The sequence below is a fragment of the Rathayibacter sp. VKM Ac-2857 genome, from assembly GCF_013205025.1.
Classification (GTDB): domain Bacteria; phylum Actinomycetota; class Actinomycetes; order Actinomycetales; family Microbacteriaceae; genus Rathayibacter.
Genome location: NZ_JABMLE010000002.1, coordinates 185,750 through 210,671, shown reverse-complemented (window position 1 = coordinate 210,671; position 24,922 = coordinate 185,750). Strand labels below are relative to the sequence as shown.

The following is a 24,922-nucleotide window of genomic DNA, read 5'->3' as shown; positions in this document are numbered from 1 at the left end:
GGGAGTCCATGGCGTCCGGTGATCTCGAGGTGCCGCTGCTGCTGCGCCTGCCTGAGCGCGGATCGGTCCGCTCCGGACTGGCGGAGGCGCTGCGGGTCGCGGTGCTCGACGGGCGCTACGCGGCAGGGGAGGCGATCCCGTCCAGCCGGGTCCTGGCGCAGCAGCTGGGTGTGTCGCGCGGGTCGGTCGTCGCGGCGGTCGATCAGCTGGTCGGCGAGGGCTACCTCGTGGCGCATCCGCGCGCGGCGGTGACGGTGGCGGCCGACGGGGTCGTCGTGCCGATCCGGTCACGGGTCGAGCGGGCGGAGTCCGCGGCGGTGCCGCTGCCGGTCCGGCTGGATCTGCGGCCGGGACGCCCGGACACGCGCGATCTCGACGGGCCGGAGTGGCGGGCCGCCTGGCGCCCGGCGCTCTCGGCTCCGCCCTCGGAGCTGCCCACGGCAGCGGGGCACGCGGGCCTCCGGACGCAGATCGCCGAGCAGCTGCGGCGCTCGCGCGGGATCGACGTGGAGGCCGAGGACGTCCTCGTGACGAGCGGGACCGCGGACGCGGTCGCTCTGCTGGTGCGGGCCGCCGCCGCGGCGCTCGCGCGCCCGGTGCGGGTCGCCGTCGAGGACCCGGGCTATCCGGCGGTGCGGCGGCGGCTGCGGGCGGAGGGGCACGAGCTCGTCGGGGTGTCGGTCGACGCCGATGGGATCGATCTGGACGCACTCGCGGTGAGCGGCGCGGATGTCGTGGTCGTCACTCCGTCGCACCAGTACCCGACCGGCGGGCGCCTGGCGCTCGCCGCCCGGCTCGAGCTGGTGCGGCGCGCGGCGACGGAGCGGCTCCTGGTGATCGAGGACGACTACGACAGCGAGTTCCGCTACGTGGGCGCGCCACTGCCCGCGCTCGCCTCGCTCGACGGTGGCGGGGGAGTGGCGCACGTCGGCTCGTTCTCGAAGACGGTCTCGCCGTGGCTGCGGGTGGCGTACCTGGCGCTGCCGCCCTCGTCCTGGCTGCACGGGGCGGTGCGGCAGGTCGACGCCGAGCGCGACGCCTCCGTCTCGGGCCCGACGCAGGAGGCGCTCGCCGCCTTCATGGCGGGCGGCGGCTTCCGGCGGCACCTCACCCGCTCCCGGCGGCGCTACGCGCATCGGCGCGGGCTGGTCCGCGACTTCTCCGAGGCGATCGACTGGGGCTCGGCGCGCGGTCTCGACGGCGGGCTGCACGTGGTGCTCGGGCTGCCGTCGCCGCTCACCGCGAGGGTGGTCGTGGCGGCTCTCGCGGCAGAGGGGCTCCTCGTCGCTCCGCTCGACGACTACGCGCTCGCCGACCGGGCGGAGGAGGAGGCACTCGTGCTCGGCTACGGCAGCGCGAGCGACCTCGAGCTGGGTGCGGCGCTCGGCACGATCGACCGCACGGTCCGGGCGCTGCTCGGCGGCGGTCCCGCCGTCCGTGGTATCCCTGGAGGATGACCGCCGACTCCGCCCTCCACATCACCGACGACGCCGATGCCGATGCGCTGCTCACCCGCGACCCGCTCGCCCTGCTGATCGGGATGCTTCTGGATCAGCAGGTCGCGATGGAGACGGCGTTCTCCGGGCCGCTGAAGCTCTCGGAGCGCCTGGCGGAGGAGGGGTCGTCCTTCGACGCGGCCGCGATCGCGGACTTCGACGAGGACCGCTTCTCGGAGCTGTCCCGGACGCCGCCGGCGATCCACCGCTACCCGGCGAACATGGCCGGCCGGGTGCAGACCCTCTGCCGCGCGATCGTCGACGACTGGGACGGCGACGCCTCGGCCATCTGGACCCGCGACGACCCCGACGGCCGCGAGGTGCTCGCGCGCCTCAAGGCGCTGCCCGGCTTCGGCGACCAGAAGGCCCGGATCTTCGTCGCCCTGCTCGGCAAGCGCCGCGGCTTCGAGGGCGCGGGCTGGCGCGAGGCCGCCGGCGCCTACGGCGAGGAGGACTCGTTCCGCTCGGTCGCCGACATCGTCTCGCCCGAGTCCCTCGCCAAGGTCCGCGCCACGAAGCAGGCGGCCAAGGCCGCCGCGAAGGCGAAGAAGTAGTGCATCGCCGCTTGCACCCCGGCTTCTGAGCGGACCGCGCCCTCCACGCTGGTCGAGTAGCCGCAAAGCGGCGTATCGAGAACCGGGGTCGTCCGGTCGGTGGATCTCGATACGCGCCCTGCGGCCGCTACCCGATCAGCATGCTGCGGCCGGAGCTGTTACGCCTGCTACATCTGCTGCGCGTGCTCACCGGCATGCTGAGCGGACCGCGCCCCTCCATGCTGGTCGAGTAGCCGCGCAGCGGCGTATCGAGACCCACGATCGCCTGGAGGGCGGATCTTTCTACGCGCCCCGGCAGCTGCTCCATCAGCAGGGAGGCAACGGCTCCGCGCTCTCCTGCCGTACTCGACCCGTGAGATCGAGGACCCGACGTGACGCAGCTGCTCTGCGTGCCGATCCCCGCGCCCCCTGGTCCGACCCCCTCGGTGGTGGTTACGATGTCGGTGTCTCCTTCCGGATCTCGCGATTCGGTTGGATGACTTCACCGGGCCGGGTGGTCACGACCGAACGGTCGTCGGACAGTGTCCTTTCAGGTCACTTCCCCCACCCGGTCCGGCCCTCCGAACCGTCTGGGCGCGGCGCGATGCGATGCCGACAGATGCAGCAGTGGGCACAGTCCGTGAGGTGGTCCGTCGGGGGAGGGATAAGACACCCCGCCGCATCACTCCACCGTCCTCACTGTCGAGTGGCCGCGCGGCGGCGCGTCGAGCCCCCGCGTCTTTCGGTGGGTGGATCTCGATACGCGCCCTGCGGGCGCTACTCGATCGACATGCTTCACTTTCGGCTTGGGCTTGGGCTTGGGCTTGGGCTTGGGCTTGGGCTGCGGCTGCGGCTACGCCTGCTGCTACGCCTGCTGCCGCTGCTCGTCGGCCTGCGCGGACCGCGGCCCTCCATGCTGGTCGAGTAGCCGCGCAGCGGCGTATCGAGACCCGGGCAACCGGATCGCCTCGGCGATGCGATTCGGCATGCCGGGGCTACAGGCGGTCGGCGAGGGCCGCGACGAGCGCGGAGCGGTCCTCGCGGAGGATCGAGGCGCCGGCGCCGGGGACGGTGCGCACCTCCGCGCCGTGGTCGGCGAGGACGCCGCCGAGCGAGGAGTGGCCCAGCGGGTCCTCGGGGAGCACGGCGAGCGTCGGCACGGGGAAGGCGTCCGGAGCGTCGGCCGCGCCGCGCGCCGTCAGGCCGGCCGCGGACTCCGGGTCCCACAGCGCGTGCGCCGAGACGTCGAGCTCGATCTGCTCGTCGGTCCAGATCGGGTGGCGGTGGCGCAGCTCGTCGGCGTCGCCCTTCTCGACGTGCGCGATCGAGCCGCCGCGGCGCAGGGCGCTGGTCAGCCCCTTCGCGTCGGAGAAGGCGGGGTCGAGCAGGATCAGCCGCTCGGCGCCGTAGTCCGGGGCGAGCCGCGCGGCGACGACCGCGCCGAGGCCGTGCCCGACGATCAGGTCGGGCGACTGCAGCACCGAGGCGCGCACGTCCTCCGCCCAGTGCTCGACCGAGTAGGCCGGCGACTTCGGCGAGCCGCCGTGCCCGGCGAGATCCGGCGCGACGACCCGGTAGCCGTGCTCGTGCAGCGTCGGCACCAGCGCGTACCAGACCCGCGAGTCCGAGCCGAGCCCGTGCAGCAGCAGGGCGACCTTCTCGCCGGTTCCGCCGTAGTCGCGCACGTACAGCTCGAGCGGCTCGACGGCCGCCGCCAGCGCCTTCCGCTCCGCCTTCGTCGGCGGGAGCACGAAGACGTTGCCGAACTCGCGCGGGGCCGGCCCGAAGGCGTCGCGCGCGCTCTGGACGACCTTGCGGCCGAGCATCGCGTTGCCGACGCCGCCCAGCGCGGCGCCGATCCCGAACGGCATCGCCCGGCCGACGAGCCCGGCGCTCTGCTGCGCGAGGAAGTGCTTCGCGAACGACTTCTTGGCCCGGTCGGCGAGCTCGCCGACGAGGAACGACGGCAGCCCCTTGGTCACCACCGAACCCCAGTACTGGTTCATCCCGGCACCGGACCCCGTGGCCTGCCCGGCGACCTGGCGCACGAGCTCGCTGCCCGAGGAGCCCATCATCAGCGTCAGGACGAGCGCGCGGGCGCGGTCCGGGTCCTCGACGTGGATGCCGTGCACCTCCGTCACCGACTGCGCGAAGAGGGCGCTCGCCTCGAGGAAGCCGATCGCGCCGGCACCGGAGAGGGCCACGGAGGCGGCGGTGCCGATGCCGGGGACGACCGCGGTCGCGCCGATGGCCGCGCCGCCGGCGGCGACGCTGGAGAGGTACTGACGCTCGAGCGAGGTGATCAGCTGCTCGGGGGTCGCGTTCGGCCGGCGGCGTCGGAGGGCGCGGATGTTCGCGAGCACCGCGGGACGCTGGACGGCGAGGACGCGGTCGAGCATCCGGGCCAGCTGCGCGTTCTCGACAGCGGGAGTGCCCGCCTGCTCGAGCTCGTCGCGGTCCTTGCGGTCCTTCTTCGAGGACATGGCTGCACTCCTGCGTCATGGTGACCCGCGGAGCGCGGCGCCGACCGCTCGCGGCTCGGCCTGCCGGTCACTCCGCGGCGGGCTGCGCTTTCGGCGCGTAGTCCTCAGAATACCGGGCGAGGACCTGATCGATCGGTCCGTCGAGCACCAGGGAGCCCTTGTCCAGGTAGAGCCCGCGGGTGCAGAAGCGGCGGAGGTCGCGCTCGTTGTGCGAGACGAAGAACAGTGTCCGGCCGGCGGCGAGGAGCTCCTCGATCCGGGCGTAGCACTTCTCGCGGAAGGCCTTGTCGCCGACGGCGAGGACCTCGTCGACGAGGATGATCGGCTCCTCGAGCCGCGACACCACCGAGAACGCGATCCGCACCTTCATCCCGCTGGAGAGGTGCTTGTAGGGGGTGTCCAGGAAGTCGCCGATCTCGGCGAACTCGATGATCGAGTCGAAGCGGTCGTCGACCTCGCGCTTGGACATGCCGTGCAGCCCGGCGGTGAGGTACACGTTCTCGCGGACGCTGAGGTCGGCGACGAACCCGCCGGTGATCTCGATCAGCGGCGCGACTCCGCCGCGCACCTCGACCACGCCCTCGTCGGGCAGCACGACGCCGGCGACGAGCTTCAGCAGCGTCGACTTGCCCTGGCCGTTGCGGCCGACCACGCCGATCGCCTCGCCCGCGTGGACTCGAACGTCGAGCCCGCGCAGGGCCCAGAACTCGCCGGGCCGCGAGCGCCGCGAGCCGCCGGCGAAGAGGTCCTTGAAGGAGCGACGGCCGCGGCGGTTCCGCCGGAACCGGATCCCGAGACCCCGGCACTCGATCACGACGGGGGCGTCACCGGCGGGGTGCTGGTCGGCGGAGGCCACTCACAGCTCCTTCAGCACCGCGCGCTCGGAGCGGCGGAAGACGATCAGGCCGAGCCCGAGCACGAGGAACGAGATCAGCACGGAGGTGAGGATGAGCGGCAGGTCGAGCTCGCTCGCGAAGAAGGTGGAGCGGTAGAGCGCGAAGATCCCGCTGAGCGGGTTGAGCGCGGCCCACGGCCGGATCGCATCGGGCAGGTTCGCGGTCGAGTAGATGATCGGCGAGGCGTAGAAGAGGAAGCGCAGCACCAGCTTGATCGCGCGCTCGAGGTCGCGGAAGAAGACGACCAGGGGGGCGACCAGCAGCCCGACCCCGAGGGTCAGCACGCCCTGCAGCAGGATCGCGACGGGGAAGAGCAGGATCGCGGGCGTCACTCCGGCCCCCGCGACCACCGCGAAGAGCACCAGCACCGGCAGGCTCGCCACGAACTCGATGCCCTTGGAGAGCACGATCCGGCCGACCCAGATGGTCCGCGGGATCGACGTGGAGCGCACGAGCTTCGCCTCGCGGAGGAAGGCGCGCGTCGCGTCCGACGTCGCCTGGTTGAACCACATCCACGGCAGCAGGCCCGCGAGCAGGAAGACGATGTACGGGTCCTCGCCGACCGTGCGCTGGAAGACGACGGTGAAGACGAAGTAGTAGATGCCGGACATCACCAGCGGGTCGAGCACCGACCAGACGTAGCCGAGCGCGCTGGTGGCGTAGCGGACCGTCAGGTCGCGCTTGGTCAGCAGCCAGAGTGAGTGCCGGTAGCGCCAGGCCCGCGAGCGGTGCGGGCGCAGGGCGGTCGCGCCGGCGTCGACGCGTGCGGGACTGCTCACGGCAGGCGACTCCTCTCGACCGGCTCGGATCGAGCCGGACGAGTCGCGAGCCTCAGACGAAGAGGTTCGCCCGCTCGAGATCCTCGGCGAAGTCCACCTCGACGGCGTAGAGGTCGGAGATGTCCATCGGCTCGACGAGCAGTCTGTCCTGCTCGATCGCCAACTCTATTCCACGCTCGAAGTAGTCCTGGGCGTCGACCCGGGCCAGCTGCCGGATGAGCGCCGGCTTGTCAGCGGCCGAGACGTAGTTGATGCCGACGGCCTCGCCGAGACCGCCCTTGACGGTCTTGGACAGCTCGTCGATGTAGCCCTCGGCGCTCGTCGTGTACTTGACCTCCTCGTCCGACACCTTCGCGGTGTTGACGGTGACGAAGGAGACGTCCTTCGCGATCAGGTCCGCGGTGCGGTCGAGGATGCGCGGGTCGAAGACCACGTCGCCGTTCATCCAGAGCACGCCGCCCTGGCCCGAGGCCTGCAGGGCGCGGAGGAGGCTCTTGGAGGTGTTGGTCTGGTCGTACTGCTCGTTGTAGACGAACGTCGCCGACGGGAACGCCTCGATGATGTGCTCGAGCTTGTAGCCGACCACGATGCTCACCGGGACCTTCGTGCCGAAGGCGTGGTGGATGTTGTCGAACTGCTGCTGCATGATCGTGCGGCCGTCGCTCAGCGGCGTCAGCGGCTTCGGCAGGGAGCGACCGAGCCGGCTCCCCATGCCCGCGGCGAGGATGACCACGGAGGCGGGCGTGCCGGTGGAACCGCCGGTGGGGGCGGCCTGGAAGGGCTTGCTCGTCATGTGTTCTCCTCGAGTCGAGTGGCCGCGGAGCGAGGTGTTCACCGTCGCGTAGCGATCATTAACCGATGTGCGGCGACCTGGTCGCTTCCTGGGTCGAGACTTAGTGTACTGTGCACGCCTTCGAAGGCCAGGGGTTGCCAGGAGCCGTGTCGGCGGGGCGGATCCGGCGCTCTGCCCCGAGGGGCCCGGCGCGCCCCGTCGCCGTCCGGGGCGACTTGGTACCGTAGCCGGATGACGTCCGCGACGAACGCCGAGGAATCCGAGCGCCACGACGCTCCGCCCGCCGAGTCGCCGACTCCCGCAGAAGCGGTCGCCGCGGAGCCCGCGCAGGCGGTCGCTGAGCCCACGGAGCCCGTCGATCCCGAGCAGCCCGCAGCGGACCCCGAGCACCCCGTCGTCTTCGAGCTGCACGCGCTCACCCGCACCTTCGGCCGCACGGTGGCGGTCGACCGCATCGACCTCGCCGTCCGCGCCGGCACCTTCTACGGGATCATCGGCCCCAACGGCGCGGGCAAGACCACGACGCTCTCGATGATGACGGGGCTCCTCCGCCCGGACACCGGCCGCGTGCTGGTGCACGGCGTCGACGTCTGGAAGGACCCGCGGGCCGCCAAGCCGCTGATCGGCGTGCTCCCCGACCGCCTGCGCCTGTTCGACCGGCTCACCGGCGCGCAGTTCCTCTACTACTCCGCCGCGCTGCGGGGGATCGACCGGAAGACCGCGAAGCAGCGGACGATCGAGCTGGCCGAGGCGCTCGGCCTGACCGACGCCCTCGAGCGCCTCATCTCCGACTACTCGGCGGGCATGGCCAAGAAGGTCGCGCTGGCCGGCGCCATGATCCACGCGCCGCGCGTGCTCGTCCTCGACGAGCCGTTCGAGTCGGTCGACCCCGTCTCCTCGGCCGCCGTGATCACCGTGCTGCGCCGCTTCGTGGCCGGTGGCGGCACCGTCGTGCTCTCCAGCCACGGCCTCGACTTCATCGAGCGCGTCTGCGACGACGTCGCGGTGATCGTGGGCGGGAAGGTCCTCGCCTCGGGATCCGTCGAGGAGGTCGCCGGCACCGCGACGCTCGAGGAGCGCTTCCTCGAGCTCGCGGGCGGCAAGCAGATCGCCGAGGGGCTGCAGTGGTTGCACGACTTCTCCGGCTGAGGCTCGACGTCCTGCTCGGCGCCTTCCGCTCGGGCGCACGGCACACGGGCGGCGCCCTGCTCGGTCTCCTCGTCGTCGTGCTCTCGACGGCGGCGCTCCTGGCCTGCCTCGGCACGATCGAGCCGGGCTCCTGGCTCGCCCGCGACGCCGTCGGCGCCGGCGGAGCGGTCCTGACCCTCGGCTTCCTGGTCCTCCCGTTCCTGCTCGGGCCGAAGGATCCGATGGACCCGCGGGCGTTCCGGCTCTTCGGCCTCCCCAGCGGCCGGCTCGCGGCCGCCCTCGCGCTGGCCGGCCTCGTCTCGGTGCCGGTGCTCGGCCTCGTCGTCGTGGGAGCGGCGACGATCCGGCTGTTCCCCGACGCCGGGGTCCTCGCGGTCGTCGGCCCGCTGCTCGGCGTCCTCACCGCCGCGCTGCTCGGCAGGATCGGGCTCGCCGCCTCCACGGCGCTGGTGCCCTCGCGCACCGCGCGCGAGCTGCTCGCCGTGCTCGGCCTCGTCCTCCTGCTCACCGTCCCGGTCGCCCTCGCCCTGTCCACCGGTCTCGACTGGGGCAGCCAGGGCTCCGGGGCGCTGGAGGGCCTCGCCGAGGTCCTGACCCCGACGCCGTTCGGTGCCGCGTGGGCGATCGCCCCGAGCGCCGCAACCGGATCCGTGGCAGGCCCGCTGCTGACGGCACTGCTCACCCTCGCCGGCGCCGCAGCGCTCTGGTGGCTGGTGGTCCGCGCGCTGACCGAGCGTCCGGAGCGCACCTCGCGGCCGCCGCGCGGGCTCCGCCTGGGCTGGTTCGACGTCCTCGGCGGCACCCGCACCGGCGCGATCGCGGCGCGGAGCACCACCTACTGGCTCCGCGATCCCCGCTACCAGGCCTCGCTCGTCGCCGTGCCGCTGCTCCCCGTGCTCGCCGTGCTGCTGCTCGCCGTGGTGGGCGTGCCGTTCCCGCTGCTCTCGCTGCTGCCCGTGCCGCTCGTCGCGCTCTTCCTCGGCTGGTTCCTGCACAACGACGTGGCCTACGACGGCTCGGCCTTCTGGCTGCACGCCGCCGCCGGAGTGCGCGGCTGGTCGGACCGACTGGGACGCGCCTTCCCGACGCTGCTGCTCGGACTCCCGATCGTCGTGCTCGGCTCGCTCGTCAGCAGCGCGACCTCCGGGCTCGACGACGCGCTGCCGATCCTCCTCGCGGTCAACGCCGCGCTCCTGCTGGTGCCCGCCGGCGTCGCGAGTGCGCTCTCGGCGCGGCTCGCCTATCCGGCGCCGCGGCCGGGCGACAGCGCCTTCGTGCAGCCGCAGGCACCCGGAGCGAGCGGTGCCGGCGCACAGGCGCTCGCCTTCGGCCTGGGGCTGCTGCTCGCGGCGCCGGCCGTCGTGCTCGCGGTGCAGGCGCTGTTCTACGAGGGCGACCGGGACCAGGCGATCCTCGCGGGTCTCGCCAGCGCGGTCGGCGTCTTCGCGCTCGGCGTGCTGCTGGGCGGCTTCCTCTTCGACCGCCGGGCGGCCGAGCTGGTCTCGTTCACCAGCCGCTACTGAGCCTCGCGGAGCCCCGCCCGCTCCCGCGCTCCGAGCGTAGGATCGGAGCCATGACGTCCCGATTCGAGAACAGCAGCACCGACCCCCTCGAGGGAGGCGGAGGAACCGCCACCCTCGACCGCGAACTCGAGGAGCTCCTCAACCAGGAGACGATCGAGCCGGGCGACCACGAGCGCTTCTCCCACTACGTCCCGAAGGACAAGATCCTCGAGAGCGCGATGACCGGCAAGCCCGTCCGTGCCCTCTGCGGCAAGAAGTGGCTGCCGGGCCGCGACCCGGAGAAGTTCCCGGTCTGCCCCTCCTGCAAGGAGATCTACGCCCGGATGAAGTAGGGCGCGCGGCCCGGCTCCTGCATCGGGAGCCGGGCCGAGCCTTTCCCGGGGCCGAGCGCTCAGGCGTAGCGGGTCGGGATCACCGGGTCGCCGCGGCCGAGGCGCAGCGCGTCCTGGGGCAGCTCGAGCACGGCGTTCGCCCGGTGCTCGCGGGCGGCGACGACACCCGCCGCGCCGAGGTGCTCCTCGCGGATCCGCCCGTCCTCGATCAGCGGCACCAGGAGGGCGCGCTCGTCCTCGCCGACGGCCCCCTCGGGGCCCGCACCGACGTGCACGACCTCCTCGACGGCGACGCCGTCCTCGGTCAGGAGCCGGCCCGCGGACTTGCGGCCGCCGATGGAGGCCTTGGCCGCCGACTTCTTCGCGACCGAGACCCACTCGCCCGCGTCGTCCTCATGCGCGACGAGCTTGTAGACCATGCCCGCGGTGGGGTGGCCGGAGCCGGTCGCGACCGAGGTGCCCACGCCGTAGGAGTCGACGGGGGAGGCGGCCAGCGCCGCGATGCCGTACTCGTCCAGGTCGTTGGTGACGGTGATCTTCGTGCCGGTGGCGCCGAGCCCGTCCAGCTGGGCGCGGACGGCGGCGACCTGCTGGGGGAGGTCGCCCGAGTCGATCCGCACGGCGCCGAGCGAGGTGCCCGCCACCCGGACCGCGAGGTCGACGGCGGCGGTGACGTCGTAGGTGTCGACGAGGAGGGTCGTGCCCGGTCCGAGCGCGGCGACCTGCGCGCGGAAGGCGTCCTCCTCGGAGTCGTGCAGCAGCGTGAACGCGTGCGCGGAGGTGCCCATCGTCGGCACGCCCCAGCTGCGACCCGCCTCGAGGTTCGAGGTCGCGCCGAAGCCCGCGATGTGCGCCGCGCGAGCAGCGGCGACCGCCGAGCGCTCGCCGGCCCGGCGTGAGCCCATCTCGGCCAGCGGCCGGCCGTCGGCGGCCGAGACCATCCGGGCCGCAGCGCTCGCCACGGCGCTGTCGTGGTTGAGCACGCTCAGCACCAGCGTCTCGAGCAGCACGCCCTCGGCGAAGGGCGCCTCGACGATCAGCACGGGGGAGCCGGGGAGGTAGACCTCGCCCTCGCGGTAGCCCCACATGTCGCCCTGGAAGCGGTAGTCGGCCAGCCAGTCCAGGGTGCGGGCGTCGACGACGCGGTTCTCCCGCAGCCAGTCGAGCTCGGCGTCGCCGAAGCGGAAGTGCGAGATCAGCTCGAGCAGGCGCCCGGTGCCGGCGAGGATCCCGTAGCGGCGGCCCGGCGGGAGGCTGCGGGCGAACACCTCGAACATGCAGCGCCGGTCGGCGGTGCCGCTGCCGAGAGCGCCCTCGACCATCGTCAGCTCGTAGCGGTCGGTGAGGAAGGACGTGGCATCCATCCGTCCAGTCTTCCATGCACGGTTCCCCGCACGGGGCCCCCTCCCCGGGCGCGGGTAGGCTCTTCCTCCGTGACGGACGCACCCCTCGGCATCTTCGACTCCGGCGTCGGCGGACTCACCGTCGCCCGCGCGGTGATCGACCAGCTGCAGAACGAGTCGATCGTCTATCTCGGCGACACCGCGCACTCGCCGTACGGGCCCAAGCCGCTCGCCGACGTCCGCGCCTACGCCCTGGACACTCTCGACACGCTGGTCGATCAGGGCGCGAAGCTCCTCGTGATCGCCTGCAACACCGCCTCAGCCGCGATGATGCGGGACGCGCGCGAGCGCTACACGATCGGCCGCGGCATCCCGGTGATCGAGGTCATCCAGCCGGCCGTCCGCAGCGCCGTCCGCGACACCCGCAACCGCCGGGTCGGCGTGATCGGCACCGTCGGCACGATCCGCTCGCGCGCCTATGACGACGCCTTCGTCGCCGCGCCCGACCTCGAGCTGGTCACGGCCGCCTGCCCGCGCTTCGTCGAGTTCGTCGAGGCCGGCATCACCTGGAGCGACGAGCTGCTGGCGCTCGCCGAGGAGTACCTCGCCCCGCTCAAGCAGGCCGGCGTCGACACGCTCGTGCTCGGCTGCACGCACTACCCGCTGCTGCGCGGCGCGATCGCCTACGTGATGGGCCCCGACGTCCGGCTGGTCTCGAGCGCCGAGGAGACCGCGCTCGACGTCTACCGCACGCTCGTGGCGCACGGACTGCAGCGCACCGCCGCCGCCCCGCCGACCTACCGCTGGGAGGAGACCGGATCGAGCGACTTCGTCCGCCTCGCCCGGCGCTTCCTCGGGCCCGAGGTCTCGAGCGTCGACCTCGTCGAGACCGGCACGATCAACCTGCGCGAGCTCGACCGGGCCGCGCGACGCACGACTCCAGGGAGACCCGAGTGACCGACAGCACCGCCGCCCAGCCGACCGTCAAGCGCAAGGACGGCCGCGCGCCCGACGAGCTGCGCGCGATCACCATCGAGCGCGGCTGGAGCACCCAGGCCGAGGGCTCCGCCCTGATCTCGTACGGGAACACGAAGGTGCTCTGCACCGCCTCCTTCACCAACGGCGTCCCGCGCTGGCTGCAGGGCAAGGGCAAGGGCTGGGTCACCGCCGAGTACGCGATGCTGCCCCGCGCCACCAACTCCCGGATGGACCGCGAGGCCGTCAAGGGCAAGGTCGGCGGGCGCACCCACGAGATCTCGCGCCTGATCGGGCGGAGCCTGCGCGCGGTCGTCGACACCAAGGCGCTCGGCGAGAACACGATCGTGATCGACTGCGACGTGCTCCAGGCCGACGGCGGCACCCGCACCGCGGCGATCACCGGCGCCTACGTGGCGATGGTCGACGCGATCGAGTGGGCCCGCGGCAAGAAGTACGTCGGCCAGAAGGCGCAGCCGCTGATCGACAGCCTGTCGGCGGTCTCCGTCGGCATCATCGACGGTGTCCCGATGCTCGACCTGGCCTACGTCGAGGACGTGCGCGCGGAGACCGACATGAACGTCGTCGTCACCGGCCGCGGCCTCTTCGTCGAGGTGCAGGGCACGGCCGAGGGCGCCCCCTTCGACCGCCGCGAGCTCGACGCGCTGCTCGACCTCGCCGTCGGCGGGGCGGCCGACCTCGCCCGCTTCCAGGCCGAGGCACTGGCCTCCGGGCAGGACGCGTGAGCCTCGACCTCGTCCTCGCCACCCACAACGCGGGCAAGGTCGAGGAGTTCCGCGCGATGCTGGCCGGCGCGCTGCCGGGCGTCGGCGTCCGCGCCTACGACGGGCCGGAGCCGGTCGAGGACGGCGTCTCCTTCACCGAGAACGCGCTGATCAAGGCGCGTGCCGCGGCGGCGCACACCGGCCTCGTCGCGCTCGCCGACGACTCCGGCCTCTGCGTCGACGTGCTCGGCGGCTCGCCAGGCATCTTCTCGGCGCGCTGGTCGGGCCGGCCGCACGACGCGGTCGCGAACTACGAGCTGCTGCTCGCCCAGCTGGCCGACGTGAAGCCCGAGCACCGCGGCGCGCACTTCGTCTGCACGATCGCGCTGGTCGTCCCCGAGTCCGTCCTGCCCGGCGGTCGCGAGATCGTGGTCGAGGGCCGCTGGGACGGCGGCATCGCCACGGGCCCTCGCGGCACCAACGGCCACGGCTACGACCCGGTCTTCGTCCCCTCCGGCTCAGCTCTCTCGGCCGCCGAGATCGCCCCCGCCGAGAAGAACGCCCGCAGCCACCGAGCCCGGGCTTTCACCGCCCTCCGAGCCGAGCTGACGTCCCTGGCGACCACCCTCTCCTGATCGGGGGCGCAGCCTCCCGACCGCGAGATGCCACTTGTGCACGCGACACGCCGTGTCGAGCGCGCACAAGTGGCATCTCGCGGGAGGGGCCTGCTCCCAGGGGGTCAGTGCTTGCGGCGCTCGTCGTCGACGGCGGTCGGGTCGAGGACGAGGGCGCTCGCCTCGGCCGCATCGGTGTCCTTGTCGGCGGCCAGCCTGGCCTTGCGGCGCTGCTGGAAGAAGTGGAACGCGGTCGGGATGATCGCGAGGGCCACCGCGCCGATCAGGATGACGTCGATGTAGTGCGAGACGAAGTCGGCGACGGGCGGGATGAACGCGAGAAGCCAGCCGATCAGCGTGACGCCGCTGCCCCAGATCAGGGCGCCGATCAGGTTGTAGAGGCTGTACTTGCGGTAGTTCATGTGGGCGACGCCGGCGGCGATCGGCGCGAAGGTGCGGACGATCGGCACGAATCGCGCGAGGATCACCGCGAGGCCGCCGAAGCGCTCGAAGAAGGCGTTGGTGCGCTTGACGTTCTCGACGCTGAAGAGGCCCGACTCCTTGCGCTCGAAGATGCGCGGCCCGGCCTTGTGCCCGATCAGGTAGCCGACCTCGCCGCCGACGAACGCCGAGAAGCCGACCGCGAGGCAGATCACCCAGATCGGAACGCCGAGCCCGCCGTTGGAGGCGTTCTCGTGCGCGAGCAGGCCCGTGATGATGAGCAGGGTGTCGCCGGGGAAGAGGAAGCCGATCAGCAGGCCGGTCTCGGCGAAGACGATCAGGCAGACCACCAGCACGCCCCAGGGCCCGAACGAGGTGAGGATCGTCTCGGGATCCAGCCAGGGGATCAGGGCGGCGTGGTTCAACGGGTCTCCAGTCGATCAGTGCCGTACGGTCTGGTCGATGCTGCAGCCAGCGGCTCGACCGCGCTCACTGTACCGGCGATCGGTGGGCGAGGGATGTGTGGCGCACGATCAGGCGACACGGACACCAACCTTCGGACTAAGCGGCGGCGCTCTAAAGGACATCCTCAATATCATTCACGATTGGTCCCCAGTAGTTCCACTCCTGATCGATTGCTCGTTGGCCAGAAACTTTCTTGCCGCTGAATCGGTGTAGATCGGCCGCACTAGTGATGAAAATCATCTCTCCGTCCATTTGTATCGCCCCTCGGTTTTCGAGGATGCTAAGAACTGCGCGTAGGCGATCAGATTTTATCTGCTGCCTTCCCTGAAGCTTCATATAATAGGTAGCGCGATTGCCTGAGTGGCCATGGGTTCGGGCCAAGCTTTGTAGCTTGTGCAGGAAGCGGATTGCGCGGGAGTTGGGGTCGACGCGATCTTCATCATCTTCCAACGGGAATCGGAAAGAAGTCCAAGGATAGCGAACGACCGTGGACTCCATTACGCCGAGCTCAAACGTATTTTCTGCGGGCGGCGTGCCTATCGTCGAGGGCAGTGTTAGGCTGCCTCCTCGGACTTCGAATCTCACGCCGGTGGACTCGTCTGCCGCACCGCTGGTTGTTTTTGAGAAAGAAATCTCCTCGCCTATAAATGAAAGATTGCGGCAGGCAACGAAAAGATCAGGACCGAAAATTGCGCCATTAGTGGCGCCTACAATTTCGACATCTGACTTTGTGGACAAAGTCAGGGCTTCCAGCGGGCCGGTGATCGAGATGGTTTCATCAGATGAAGGAATCACCGAGAGTTCTATTGACAGCGTCCCACTTGCGCGATCTGCTCGCATGCTTCCTGTATAAGTCGAGTCCGCTAATTGGAGGAGAGTCACTGCGGCCGAGTCTTCCCGCGATCCTCCCTCGAGGAGGGAGGAATGTAGAGCTGCAAATTGTGCTTCACTGACGACGAGACTGGTGTTCACGCTCGTGGTGAAGTCGAAGAGTAGGCCAGACCGATTCCCAACGTCGACCAGCAAATCTTCCGGAAGCGAAGTGAGCATCTCCGCGGCTGCGTACGCCTCGAAGACCGCGCTTGCCCACGATTTTATCGGACCGGAAAAGATGGTCCTCGATGAAGGTTCCTATTTTTTGCGTGTATTCATGTTGCTTCGCTTCATCATCGATGTAGCCGAGGCTCGGCTCCTGCGAGCCCCCTAGTACGTGCCAAAGCCACTCAAGCTGTTCCTGCGGACTGAAGATCTGGTCCTCTGGAAGCCTCAATTCACGCGCAAGGGGGGCAAGCTTGCCCTGATCCCTGATCAGCAAGCCTTTTAGAATCTGCTTCAGCACGTCGATATGACGAGCGCTTCCGGTGGTGCTTGCGAATTCCTGCGAAAGCGAGTAGTGGTTCTGTTCATCAAGGAGCGTTGTTGCCACAGCATCAAGAACCGGGGCATATCCGACAAAGTTTTCTGCCGTTTCGGGCGTGAGTGAGTCGCTGAGAGCGTTGAGGATTGAGTCTCGCGCTGATACGTAGTAGGTTCCCTCTGTTGCTGAAGATCTGTCTCGCGCAATCACCCGACCATCTATGTAGGTAGTCCAGGACGATTTTTCGAAATGGGAGACCTCCAGCCATGCGATCTTCGCTCCAGAGTCTGCAAGTTTGACCCACGCTTCTTCGAGAGTACGTTCACGTCCGAAAATCACGCAACGCAGGCCCTTCGCTGCAGCCTCGATGATCGAGTCGAGGAATTCGTCCCATGAGCGAGCCGAGACGCGTGCTCGAGCTTCGTCGAGCGAGTCAATCAGCAGAACCGGCTTTGCCGCGAGGGCCGACACTTGCGCCAAGTAGTTGGCACTTGAGGTGTATCTGTCGAGATTAAAGCTAAGCGCGGTCCGACTCACGGCAGAGTCCTTTTCTAACCGCCAGAGCGGTGCATTCAGATCTGCTGCCAATTGTGTTGCGGTCCGGCTTTTCCCAGCAGCCCCTCGCGCGGAAACTAGGATGACGTCTGCACTCAAGTCTCCGAGAGATTCCTTGACCAGCAGCGTCGGCTCTACAAACAACGTGTCGTCGCTCGGGACCGACAGGTATTCGGAGCCGGTGCCGGTAACTTTGGAACCGCTGAGGGCTGCGCGCAAGGCAGCGAAGGGTATTTGCGACATGTGAGGATCTTTGCATGTTCTCTAGCGCCGCAAAAGAGTCCCTTCGGTCACTCGCGTCAATGATCGACCCGCGCTGGGTAAACGTGAATAATTCTCGTGCGGAAGGTGGGACTCGAACCCACATGCCTCTCGGCACAGGAACCTAAATCCTGCGTGTCTGCCATTCCACCACTCCCGCGTGCGGCCTCCAGTGTAGGAGGGGACGGCGAGGAGGGCCCCGTGCGCAGGCTCAGCCGCGCGGGCGCCGGTGCGGCAGGTATCGCGGGATCCAGCGCGAGAGCGCGGCGGCGCCGGCCAGCCCGAGCACGCCCATCGCCCCCGCCGCGAACGGCAGCGAGACGGCCGCGGTCAGCGCGGAGACGACGATCGGCGCCGCGGCGTTGCCCGCGTCGCCGGTGAAGCGGAAGGCGCCGAGGAAGGGCGCCGGATCCTTCGGCGGCGCGAGGTCCGCGGCGATCGTCATCAGGATGCCCGAGCCGATCCCGTTCGCCACGGCGAGGACGCAGGCCACCGCGACGAACCACGGCACCGGGTCCGCGGCGAGGAGCGTCACCACCAGCAGCAGGTGCCCGAGGCCCAGGCCGATCATCGACGGGATCGCGGTGGCGCCGCGGCCGAAGCGGTCCATCACCTGCCCGCCCGCGTAGAAGAGGGCGAAGTCGAGGGCCCCGGCGATGCCGATGATGATCGCGGTGTCGGTCTCGGCGAGGCCGAGGCTGACCGCCCAGAGCGGGAGGATCAGCGTCCGGCTCGCGCGCAGGGCGCCGATCACGGCGGCGCCCGAGCCCATCCGCGCGAGCACCCCGCGGTGCGCGCGGAGTGTGCGGACGAGGCCGGGGGAGGACCCCGGCACGGCCGCGGCCTCGGCGGCGTCGTCGAGCGCGGGGTCGGCGGCGGCGGAGGCGGCCGCCGCGCGGCGCAGCACCGTCGCCGGGTCCGGCACGAGCAGCAGCACGACCACCGCGGCGACGCAGCAGACGATGTGCACCCAGAAGATCGACTCGACCGAGCCGCTGAGGTGCACGACCCCCGCCGCGAGGAACGGGCCGATCAGCCAGCCCGCGCGGAACACCCCTGCGAGCGAGGACAGCGCCCGCGCCCGGTGGCTGATCGGCACGAACGAGGTCATGAAGGCGTGCCGGGCGAGCGCGAAGACCGCCGTCGCGAGGCCGATCAGGAAGACCCCGACGGTGAGCGTCACCCACGAGGTCGAGACCAGGCAGATCACCAGCCCGAGGATCGAGGCACCGGACGCGCCGAGCATCGCGCCGCGCTCGCCGATCCGCGAGACGATCCAGCCGCTCGGGATGTCGCCCGCGAGCTCGCCGATCATGATCATTCCCGCGACGAGACCGGCGATCGCCAGCGTGGCACCGAGGTCACCGGCGACGGCGGGGAGGAGGGGGATGATCGCGCCCTCGCCGACCGAGAAGAGCAGGGTCGGCAGGAAAGTGGAGAGCAGGAGCGGCCCGACGGGGAAGGGGCGCTCGGCGGTGCTGCTCACCAGCCCCATCCTAAGCGCCGCCCCGACGGCGCCCAGCGGTGACCCCGGGCGCCCCCGGTAGTCTGGGGTCACCATGCTGGACAACGACTTCACCGAGCAGATCACTGCTCTCCGCTCCACCTTCTCCGACATCCTCGCCGTCATCGACGTCGACGAGCTCCGCGCGAAGATCGGGGAGCTGAACGAGCAGGCGGGCGTCCCCGACCTCTGGGACGACACCGACAACGCGCAGAAGGTGACCAGCGCGCTGAGCCACCGGCAGTCCGAGCTCGCCCGGATCACCGCGATCGAGCGCCGCCTCGACGACCTCGAGGTCCTGGTCGAGATGGCCAACGAGGCCGACGACGCGGAGTCCGAGCAGGAGGCGATCGCCGAGCTCGAGGCGCTGCAGAAGACCATGGGCGACCTCGAGGTGCAGACCCTCCTCGACGGCGAGTACGACGACCGCCCCGCCGTCATCACGATCCGCGCGGGAGCCGGCGGCGTCGACGCCTCCGACTTCGCCGAGATGCTGATGCGGATGTACCTCCGCTGGGCCGAGAAGCACAAGTACCCCGCGACCGTGATGGACGCGAGCTACGCGGAGGAGGCCGGCATCAAATCGGCCACCTTCCAGATCGACGCGCCCTACGCCTTCGGCACCCTCTCCGTCGAGGCCGGCACGCACCGCCTCGTGCGGATGAGCCCCTTCGGCGCTGCGGGCAAGCGCCAGACGTCCTTCGCCGCGGTCGAGGTCATCCCGCTGATGGAGGAGGCCGGCGCGATCGAGATCCCGGACAACGACATCCGCGTCGACGTCTTCCGCTCCTCGGGCCCCGGCGGCCAGTCGGTCAACACGACCGACTCCGCGGTGCGACTCACCCACCTCCCCACCGGCCTCGTCGTCTCGATGCAGAACGAGAAGAGCCAGATCCAGAACCGCGCTGCCGCCATGCGCGTGCTGCAGTCGCGCCTGCTGCTGCTGCAGAAGGAGCAGGAGGCGGCGACCAAGAAGGAGCTGGCCGGCAACATCACCGCGAGCTGGGGCGACCAGATGCGCAGCTACGTCCTCGCGCCGTACCAGATGGTCAAGGACCTCCGCACCGACCACGAGGTCGGCAACCCCTCGCACGTCTTCGACGGCGACCTCGACGGCTTCATCGCCGCCGGCATCCGCTGGCGCAAGTCCGCCTGACCCGCCGGGCGCCGAGGGCGGTGACGAGCGGTCCGCTCGGCGCGCCGGGCGGCCGGACGGGTCACTCTCCGGAATCGTCGCTTACCCTCGTACCGACATGATTCGCTTCGACAACGTCTCCAAGCAGTATCGGGGTGGCACGAGACCCGCCCTCAACGCCATCGATCTCGAGATCCTCCGGGGCGAGTTCGTCTTCCTCGTCGGCGCCTCCGGGTCCGGCAAGTCCAGCTGCCTCCGCCTGATCCTCAAGGAGGAGCGGCCCTCCTCCGGCTCGATCCACGTGCTCGGGCAGAACCTGGGCAAGATCTCGAGCCGCAAGGTCCCCTACTTCCGCCGCAACATGGGCGTGGTGTTCCAGGACTTCCGGCTCCTCCCGAACAAGTCCGTCTTCGACAACGTCGCCTTCAGCCTCCAGGTGATCGGCAAGTCGAAGGGCTACATCCAGGAGGCGGTCCCCGACACGCTCAAGATGGTGGGCCTCGCCGGCAAGGCCGCGCGCCTGCCGCACGAGCTCTCCGGCGGTGAGCAGCAGCGCGTGGCCATCGCCCGCGCCGTGGTCAACAAGCCGGCGGTCCTCCTCGCCGACGAGCCGACCGGAAACCTCGACCCGACGACCAGCGCCGGCATCATGGCGCTGCTCGAGCGGATCAACGCCGGCGGCACGACCGTCATCATGGCCACCCACGAGGCCGGCATCGTCGACCAGATGAAGCGCCGCGTCATCGAGCTCTCGGCCGGCAGCATCGTCCGCGACGAGAGCCGCGGCGGTTACGGCCAGACCGAGAGCATCACCGTCGTGCACGACGGCGTCGTGGTCGTCGCGGCCGACGACCACCCGACGACCACGTCCTCGATCGCGGTGCCCGTGATCACGGAGAGCGCCCTCGCGCCCGCCGAGGTTCCGGAGGTCGACCTGCGCCGCGCCCCGGCGCCCGCCGCCGCCGCGCCGGAGCTCCCCGAGCACGGCGCCGCGTTCGCCCGCCCGCGCCTGCAGCAGACCGCACCGCAGCCCCGCGTCCCGGAGGGCCGCCGCTCGGCCGCCGCTCCCGAGACCCACGTCGCTCCGGCCCGCCCCACCACCCAGTCGAACCCGGTCGTCCCGCCGCCGCCCCCCGCGCCGACCGAGGCGCCCGCCTCGCCGCGCGTGGTCGAGCTGCAGAGCCAGACCGGCCCGATCTATCTCCCCGCCGACACCGGGGCCCTCCCCGAGGAGTCTCTCGCGGCCCGCCTGGGGCTGCGCGCCCACGCGGGCGAGGGCGACGAGTCCGGGGACGACCAGCAGGATGTAGGACCCGTCAAGTGAGATACGCACTGATCTGGTCGGAGGTCTCGAGCGGCCTCCGGCGCAACGTCTCCATGGTCGTCTCGGTGATCCTGGTGACCTTCATCTCGCTCACCTTCGTCGGCACCGCGATCCTGCTGCAGATGCAGATCGGCCAGATGAAGAACTTCTGGTACGACAAGGCGCAGGTCGCGGTGTACATGTGCACAGCCACCTCCGGCGGCGCGAACTGCAGCGGCTCCGACGCCACCCAGGAGCAGATCGACACCGTCGAGACGCAGCTCGCGGGCGCGACGCTGGCGCCGTACATCGACCGCTCCTACTTCGAGGACCACGACCAGGCCTACGCGAACTTCCAGGAGCAGTTCGCCGGCAACCCGGTCGCCGAGTACGTCACCCCCGACCTGCTCAACCAGACCTTCTGGATCAACCTGAAGGACCCGACGCAATCGGACGTGCTCGTGGAGAGCCTGTCCAGCGTCTCGGGGGTCGAGAGCGTCACCGATCAGAAGCAGTACCTCGACCAGATCTTCTCGATCCTCAACGCGGCCAGCTACACGGCCATCGGCATCGCGGTGCTGATGCTCGTGGCGGCGGTGCTGCTGATCGCCACGACGATCCGATTGTCGGCGTTCTCGAGGAGACGGGAGCTGGGCATCATGCGGCTCGTGGGTGCCTCGAACCGGTTCATCCAGACCCCCTTCATCCTCGAGGGCGTGTTCGCGGCGCTGCTCGGCTCGATCCTCGCGGGAGTCGCGGTCGTGGCGATCGTGGTCTTCTTCGTGCAGGGCTTCCTCGCCTACCGGATCCCGCTGACGTCGTTCGTCGGCGTCGACGACGCACTGATCGTCGTGCCGATCCTGATCGTGGTGGGGATCATCCTGGCGGCGATCTCGGCCAACGTGGCGATCGCGCGGTACCTGCGGGTCTAGACCGCCCGGCTCGACCGGCCGCGTGCGGCCGTATACTGGTGGGCTGCCCCGATCGGGGCGGCCCACCATCGCTCTCGGACCGAAGGAGCAGCCGTGCCCAGGGAACAGGGACAGAAGGTCGTCGCGACCAACCGCAAGGCGCGCCACGACTACCTCATCGAGGACACCTATGAGGCGGGACTCGTGCTCTCCGGCACCGAGGTCAAGTCGCTCCGGAACGGCCGCGCCTCGCTCGTCGACGGCTACGCCTTCGTCGACGGCGGCGAGGCGTGGCTCGACGCCGTGCACATCAACGAGTGGGCCCAGGGCACCTGGACCAACCACCCGCCGCGTCGCAAGCGCAAGCTTCTGCTGCACAAGGCGCAGATCCTCAAGATCCACAACAAGGTGAAGGAGGGCGGGTACACGCTGATCCCGCTCTCGCTCTACTTCAGCGACGGCAAGGCCAAGGTCGAGCTCGCGGTCGCGAAGGGCAAGAAGGACTACGACAAGCGCCAGGTGCTCCGCGAGCGCCAGGACCGCCGCGAGGCCGACCGCGCCATGTCCACCCGACGTCGCATGGGCGAGTAGGCCGTCCGCGCCGATGTCCCGCGAGCGGGGGAGGCGCGCGCTCCGGTCCTGAGAGACTGGAGGACGTGACCTCTCCCGACAACGCCCCCGACGCGCCGCCCTCCGCCGCGGAGGAGAGGACGCGCTGGCGGGCCTTCGCCGTCGCGGTCTCCGTCGCCGCCTTCACGATCCTCGACCTCTCCAAGGTCAACGTCGGGCTGCCCTCGATCGAGAAGTCGCTCTCGGCCGACCCGAGCCAGCTGCAGCTGATCGTCGCCGGCTACGCGCTCGCCTTCGGGCTCTCGCTCGTGCCGTCCGGCCGGCTCGGCGACATCAAGTCGCGGCGCCTGCTGTTCCTCGTCGGGCTGACCGCGTTCACGCTGGCGAGCCTGCTCTGCGCCGTGGCGCCGACCATCGAGCTGCTCGTCGTCGCCCGCTTCGTCCAGGGCATCGCCGCGGGCATCCAGATGCCGCAGGTGCTCGGCCTGGTGCAGCAGCTGTTCACCGGTGCGGCGCGGGCCCGTGCCTTCGGCGTCTTCGGCGCGGTGATCGGCCTCTCCACCGCGTTCGGGCCGACCTTGGGCGGTCTGCTGATCGCGATCGGCGGCGAGCAGGACGGCTGGCGCCTGCTGTTCTGGATGAACATCCCGCTCGGCATCGCCGCACTCGTCTTCGCCTGGAAGCTGCTGCCGAAGGTCCAGCGGACCCCGGTGGGCGACACCTCGCTCGACCCGGTCGGCCTGCTGCTGCTGGGCGTGACGATCTTCGCCTTCATGCTCCCGTTCCTGCTGACCACCGGCGCCTCGACGGACTCGCCGTTCCGCTGGTTCTGGCTGCTGCTGGCGGTGGTCGCCGCGTACGCCTTCGTCAAGTGGGAGGCGCACTACGCCGCGAAGGACCGCACGCCGGTCATCGACTTCCGGATCTTCCGCACCAGCTCGTACCGCAACGGGATCCTGGTCGCGACGTCCTACTTCGCCGCGATCCCGGCGACCTTCCTGCTCACGACGCTCTTCCTCCAGCAGGGGCTCGGCCTCGCGCCGGTGTTCGCGGGCATGGTGAGCATCCCGTTCGCGCTCACCTCCGCGGTGACCGCCTGGTACGGGGGCAAGCTCGTCCAGCGCTACGGCCGCGCCCTCGTCGTGCTGGGCATCGCGCTCGTCGTGATCGGCTTCACCCTGGTGCTGCTGGCGGCCGAGCTGCTGCCGGCCGAGACGGCCGCCTACGGGATGGGCGCGGCGATGCTCGTCGCCGGAGCGGGCGGCGGCTTCGTCGTCTCGCCGAACCAGACGCTGACGCTCGCCGAGATCCCGCCCGAGCAGGGCGGCGTCGCGGGCTCGGTCGGCCAGCTCGGGCAGCGCGTCGGCACGGCGGTGGGCACGGCCTGCGCCTCGGCGGTGTTCTTCGCCACTCTCGCCAGCGAGGCCGGGATGGCCGAGGGGCTCGACCAGTACCACGACGCCTTCCGCAACGGCTACTTCGTCACCCTCGGGCTGATCGCGCTGGCGCTGGTGCTCGGACTGCTCGATCTGCGCCGTCGACGGGTGACGGAGCGCGCGACGAGGTAGACTGTCTCCTTGTAACTCCACAGTGTGCGACGACGACCCACTCCACCCGGCCCAGTGCCGGCTAAGGCTCAGTGCCGGTGAGTGCTCGCGGGGATGATCGGTTTCGACATTGCCTGCGAAACTGCGAGAAGCGGGTCGAGGATTCAGGGTTATCTCGTTAACGATCTCTGAAAAACACAGGTGCCGAACAGAAGCGCACCGACTTCGCTCTCGCTGCCTAAGCCAGAGTAGATAGTCCGTCAGCCCGTGGGTGCGTCCTCGCCCCGGATCCTGGCGTCATCTAGAGGACTTGCTGCGTCGTTACGCCTGAGGGCGACGCGGGACTTGCACTCGGGCTGGGCCCGTCGACCGATGCGCCAGTGGTAACGGTCGGGGCCGAGTAGAACGCTCTCACTGGCTACACCCGTAGAAGGCGCAGAATCACAGCGATGGACGGGGGTTCGATTCCCCCCATCTCCACCACCGGTCGTCGTCGCACACTGGGAGCCACCGCTCCGCTCGAGTCACTCGGGCCAGCGGTCACTCGCGCCGGCGGTCACTCCGGGCGGACGTCGAGCTGGCGGATGCGGCCGTAGAGGGTCAGCAGCGCCAGACGCTCGTCGTCGTCGCGCTCCTCGCCGCTCTCGAGCGCTCGCAGCGTCTCCGGGGGCGTCCAGCCGCGGTAGAGGATCTCCGGCGTCAGGATCGCGGCGACCGCTCCCTCCGGGTAGTGCGCGTGCGCGTCCACCGGGAGGTCGGCGAACGCGCCCGGCAGAAGCCGCGCGAGGGTGTTCGTCAGCGGCGCGAGGCGCTCGGCGCGCTCGCCGTCGACGGTCAGCGTCACCGCGTTCATGGCCGCCAGGGCCGCGGCCAGGTGCTCGACCGCGTGATCGTCGTCGCAGTCCTCCGTGACGAGCAGGGCGACGACACCGCGCGGCTTCAGCCAGCCGAGCACGGCCGCCTCGGCGTCGCCGTGCACCGACACGACCCTGTCGGAGGTCAGCGCGTAGTCGTGGATCAGCCGCGACCAGCGGCGGACGGTGTCGTCCGCCGCATCGGCCAGCGTCTCGGCGGCGCTGAGCAGCGCGCACTGCCGCTGCAGCCGGGTGAAGAGGGTGTCCGCCGGCCGGAACTCGTGCTCCGCCGTGGCCGAGCGCTCCGGGTCGGTGCTCTCCGGGGTGTCTCCCGTGGGCTCGTGCATCGTCGACTCCTGAAGCGCTTCGCGGCACCCC

23 protein-coding genes, 1 tRNA gene and 1 other RNA gene are annotated in these 24,922 nt (G+C 70.5%); 14 read left to right on the top strand and 11 right to left on the bottom strand.

Features of this window, described 5'->3' with window-relative positions:
- The first annotated feature begins 8 nt into the window (after positions 1 to 8).
- A complete protein-coding gene (locus tag HQQ86_RS08515) occupies positions 9 to 1,457 on the top strand; it encodes a PLP-dependent aminotransferase family protein (protein WP_173287714.1) in 1,449 nt (482 codons plus the stop codon).
- Complete coding sequence (locus HQQ86_RS08510) at positions 1,454 to 2,050, top strand: HhH-GPD-type base excision DNA repair protein (protein ID WP_173287713.1); 597 nt, start codon at positions 1,454 to 1,456, stop codon at positions 2,048 to 2,050. The genes HQQ86_RS08515 and HQQ86_RS08510 overlap by 4 nt, the downstream gene beginning before the upstream one ends.
- Positions 2,051 to 3,024: 974 nt before the next feature.
- Here HQQ86_RS08510 and HQQ86_RS08505 read toward each other — a convergent pair.
- The 4 genes from HQQ86_RS08505 to HQQ86_RS08490 form a co-directional block, all read right to left on the bottom strand.
- Positions 3,025 to 4,512 carry an alpha/beta fold hydrolase gene (locus HQQ86_RS08505; protein ID WP_173287712.1) on the bottom strand — a complete coding sequence of 496 codons (1,488 nt, stop codon included), beginning with the start codon at positions 4,510 to 4,512 and terminating at the stop codon, positions 3,025 to 3,027.
- A 67-nt stretch (positions 4,513 to 4,579) separates the two neighbouring features.
- Positions 4,580 to 5,326 (bottom strand): ABC transporter ATP-binding protein, encoded by a 747-nt coding sequence (locus HQQ86_RS08500; RefSeq protein WP_173288729.1) that lies wholly within the window; start codon positions 5,324 to 5,326, stop codon positions 4,580 to 4,582.
- Between the two features lie 42 nt (positions 5,327 to 5,368).
- On the bottom strand, positions 5,369 to 6,148 hold the full coding sequence (locus tag HQQ86_RS08495; RefSeq protein WP_173288728.1) for an ABC transporter permease: 780 nt from the start codon (positions 6,146 to 6,148) through the stop codon (positions 5,369 to 5,371).
- A 91-nt stretch (positions 6,149 to 6,239) separates the two neighbouring features.
- Entirely contained in the window at positions 6,240 to 6,980 is a 741-nt protein-coding gene (locus HQQ86_RS08490) for a phosphocholine cytidylyltransferase family protein (RefSeq protein WP_341850310.1), read from the bottom strand.
- A 231-nt stretch (positions 6,981 to 7,211) separates the two neighbouring features.
- Between HQQ86_RS08490 and HQQ86_RS08485 the strand changes: the two genes are divergently transcribed.
- From HQQ86_RS08485 to HQQ86_RS08475, 3 genes are read left to right on the top strand one after another with little or no spacing between them, the layout of a single operon-like run.
- Positions 7,212 to 8,129 (top strand): ABC transporter ATP-binding protein, encoded by a 918-nt coding sequence (locus HQQ86_RS08485; RefSeq protein WP_173287711.1) that lies wholly within the window; start codon positions 7,212 to 7,214, stop codon positions 8,127 to 8,129.
- A complete protein-coding gene (locus HQQ86_RS08480) occupies positions 8,105 to 9,652 on the top strand; it encodes an ABC transporter permease (RefSeq protein WP_173287710.1) in 1,548 nt (515 codons plus the stop codon). Before HQQ86_RS08485 ends, HQQ86_RS08480 begins: the two co-directional genes overlap by 25 nt.
- A gap of 50 nt (positions 9,653 to 9,702) precedes the next feature.
- Positions 9,703 to 9,984, top strand: coding sequence for a DUF3039 domain-containing protein (locus HQQ86_RS08475; RefSeq protein ID WP_123448008.1), 282 nt, complete (start codon positions 9,703 to 9,705; stop codon positions 9,982 to 9,984).
- Between the two features lie 59 nt (positions 9,985 to 10,043).
- Here HQQ86_RS08475 and HQQ86_RS08470 read toward each other — a convergent pair whose 3' ends face one another.
- Entirely contained in the window at positions 10,044 to 11,348 is a 1,305-nt protein-coding gene (locus HQQ86_RS08470; RefSeq protein ID WP_173287709.1) for a nicotinate phosphoribosyltransferase, read from the bottom strand.
- Between the two features lie 69 nt (positions 11,349 to 11,417).
- Here HQQ86_RS08470 and murI point away from each other — a divergent pair, with 69 nt between their 5' ends.
- From murI to rdgB, 3 genes are read left to right on the top strand one after another with little or no spacing between them, the layout of a single operon-like run.
- Positions 11,418 to 12,284, top strand: a complete 867-nt coding sequence (murI, locus tag HQQ86_RS08465) for a glutamate racemase (protein WP_173287708.1) — start codon at positions 11,418 to 11,420, stop codon at positions 12,282 to 12,284.
- A complete protein-coding gene (gene rph / locus HQQ86_RS08460) occupies positions 12,281 to 13,048 on the top strand; it encodes a ribonuclease PH (RefSeq protein WP_173287707.1) in 768 nt (255 codons plus the stop codon). The genes murI and rph overlap by 4 nt, the downstream gene beginning before the upstream one ends.
- Positions 13,045 to 13,662 (top strand): RdgB/HAM1 family non-canonical purine NTP pyrophosphatase, encoded by a 618-nt coding sequence (gene rdgB / locus HQQ86_RS08455; RefSeq protein ID WP_173287706.1) that lies wholly within the window; start codon positions 13,045 to 13,047, stop codon positions 13,660 to 13,662. The genes rph and rdgB overlap by 4 nt, the downstream gene beginning before the upstream one ends.
- A 104-nt stretch (positions 13,663 to 13,766) precedes the next feature.
- Here the strand turns inward: rdgB and HQQ86_RS08450 are convergent, their stop codons facing one another.
- The 5 genes from HQQ86_RS08450 to HQQ86_RS08430 all read right to left on the bottom strand — a co-directional run bounded on the left by HQQ86_RS08450 (position 13,767) and on the right by HQQ86_RS08430 (position 18,206).
- Positions 13,767 to 14,507, bottom strand: coding sequence for a DedA family protein (locus HQQ86_RS08450; RefSeq protein WP_173287705.1), 741 nt, complete (start codon positions 14,505 to 14,507; stop codon positions 13,767 to 13,769).
- A gap of 151 nt (positions 14,508 to 14,658) precedes the next feature.
- Positions 14,659 to 15,387, bottom strand: coding sequence for a hypothetical protein (locus HQQ86_RS08445; RefSeq protein ID WP_173287704.1), 729 nt, complete (start codon positions 15,385 to 15,387; stop codon positions 14,659 to 14,661).
- 106 nt (positions 15,388 to 15,493) lie between these two features.
- A complete protein-coding gene (locus tag HQQ86_RS08440) occupies positions 15,494 to 16,702 on the bottom strand; it encodes a hypothetical protein (RefSeq protein ID WP_173287703.1) in 1,209 nt (402 codons plus the stop codon).
- A gap of 97 nt (positions 16,703 to 16,799) precedes the next feature.
- A tRNA-Leu gene (locus tag HQQ86_RS08435) sits at positions 16,800 to 16,880 on the bottom strand.
- Positions 16,881 to 16,931: 51 nt separating this feature from the next.
- Positions 16,932 to 18,206: an MFS transporter gene (locus tag HQQ86_RS08430; protein ID WP_367948596.1), complete on the bottom strand. Its 1,275-nt coding sequence runs from the start codon at positions 18,204 to 18,206 to the stop codon at positions 16,932 to 16,934.
- 73 nt (positions 18,207 to 18,279) lie between these two features.
- Here HQQ86_RS08430 and prfB point away from each other — a divergent pair, with 73 nt between their 5' ends.
- The 6 genes from prfB (at position 18,280) to ssrA (ending at position 24,173) form a co-directional block, all read left to right on the top strand.
- Positions 18,280 to 19,380, top strand: coding sequence for a peptide chain release factor 2 (prfB, locus tag HQQ86_RS08425; RefSeq protein ID WP_173287701.1), 1,101 nt, complete (start codon positions 18,280 to 18,282; stop codon positions 19,378 to 19,380).
- 97 nt (positions 19,381 to 19,477) lie between these two features.
- Complete coding sequence (gene ftsE / locus HQQ86_RS08420; RefSeq protein ID WP_123737282.1) at positions 19,478 to 20,683, top strand: cell division ATP-binding protein FtsE; 1,206 nt, start codon at positions 19,478 to 19,480, stop codon at positions 20,681 to 20,683.
- Positions 20,680 to 21,594: a permease-like cell division protein FtsX gene (gene ftsX, locus HQQ86_RS08415; protein ID WP_160090372.1), complete on the top strand. Its 915-nt coding sequence runs from the start codon at positions 20,680 to 20,682 to the stop codon at positions 21,592 to 21,594. Before ftsE ends, ftsX begins: the two co-directional genes overlap by 4 nt.
- Before the next feature lie 93 nt (positions 21,595 to 21,687).
- The gene (smpB, locus tag HQQ86_RS08410) at positions 21,688 to 22,164 is read left to right on the top strand and encodes an SsrA-binding protein SmpB (RefSeq protein WP_123447996.1); all 477 of its coding nucleotides are present in this window, start codon (positions 21,688 to 21,690) and stop codon (positions 22,162 to 22,164) included.
- Positions 22,165 to 22,229: 65 nt separating this feature from the next.
- Complete coding sequence (locus tag HQQ86_RS08405; protein ID WP_173287700.1) at positions 22,230 to 23,711, top strand: MFS transporter; 1,482 nt, start codon at positions 22,230 to 22,232, stop codon at positions 23,709 to 23,711.
- An 89-nt stretch (positions 23,712 to 23,800) separates the two neighbouring features.
- Positions 23,801 to 24,173, top strand: a transfer-messenger RNA (tmRNA) gene (ssrA, locus tag HQQ86_RS08400).
- Between the two features lie 73 nt (positions 24,174 to 24,246).
- On the opposite strand, the gene HQQ86_RS08395 is transcribed toward ssrA, so the two are convergent.
- Complete coding sequence (locus tag HQQ86_RS08395; protein ID WP_173287699.1) at positions 24,247 to 24,891, bottom strand: hypothetical protein; 645 nt, start codon at positions 24,889 to 24,891, stop codon at positions 24,247 to 24,249.
- Between the last annotated feature and the right edge of the window lie 31 nt (positions 24,892 to 24,922).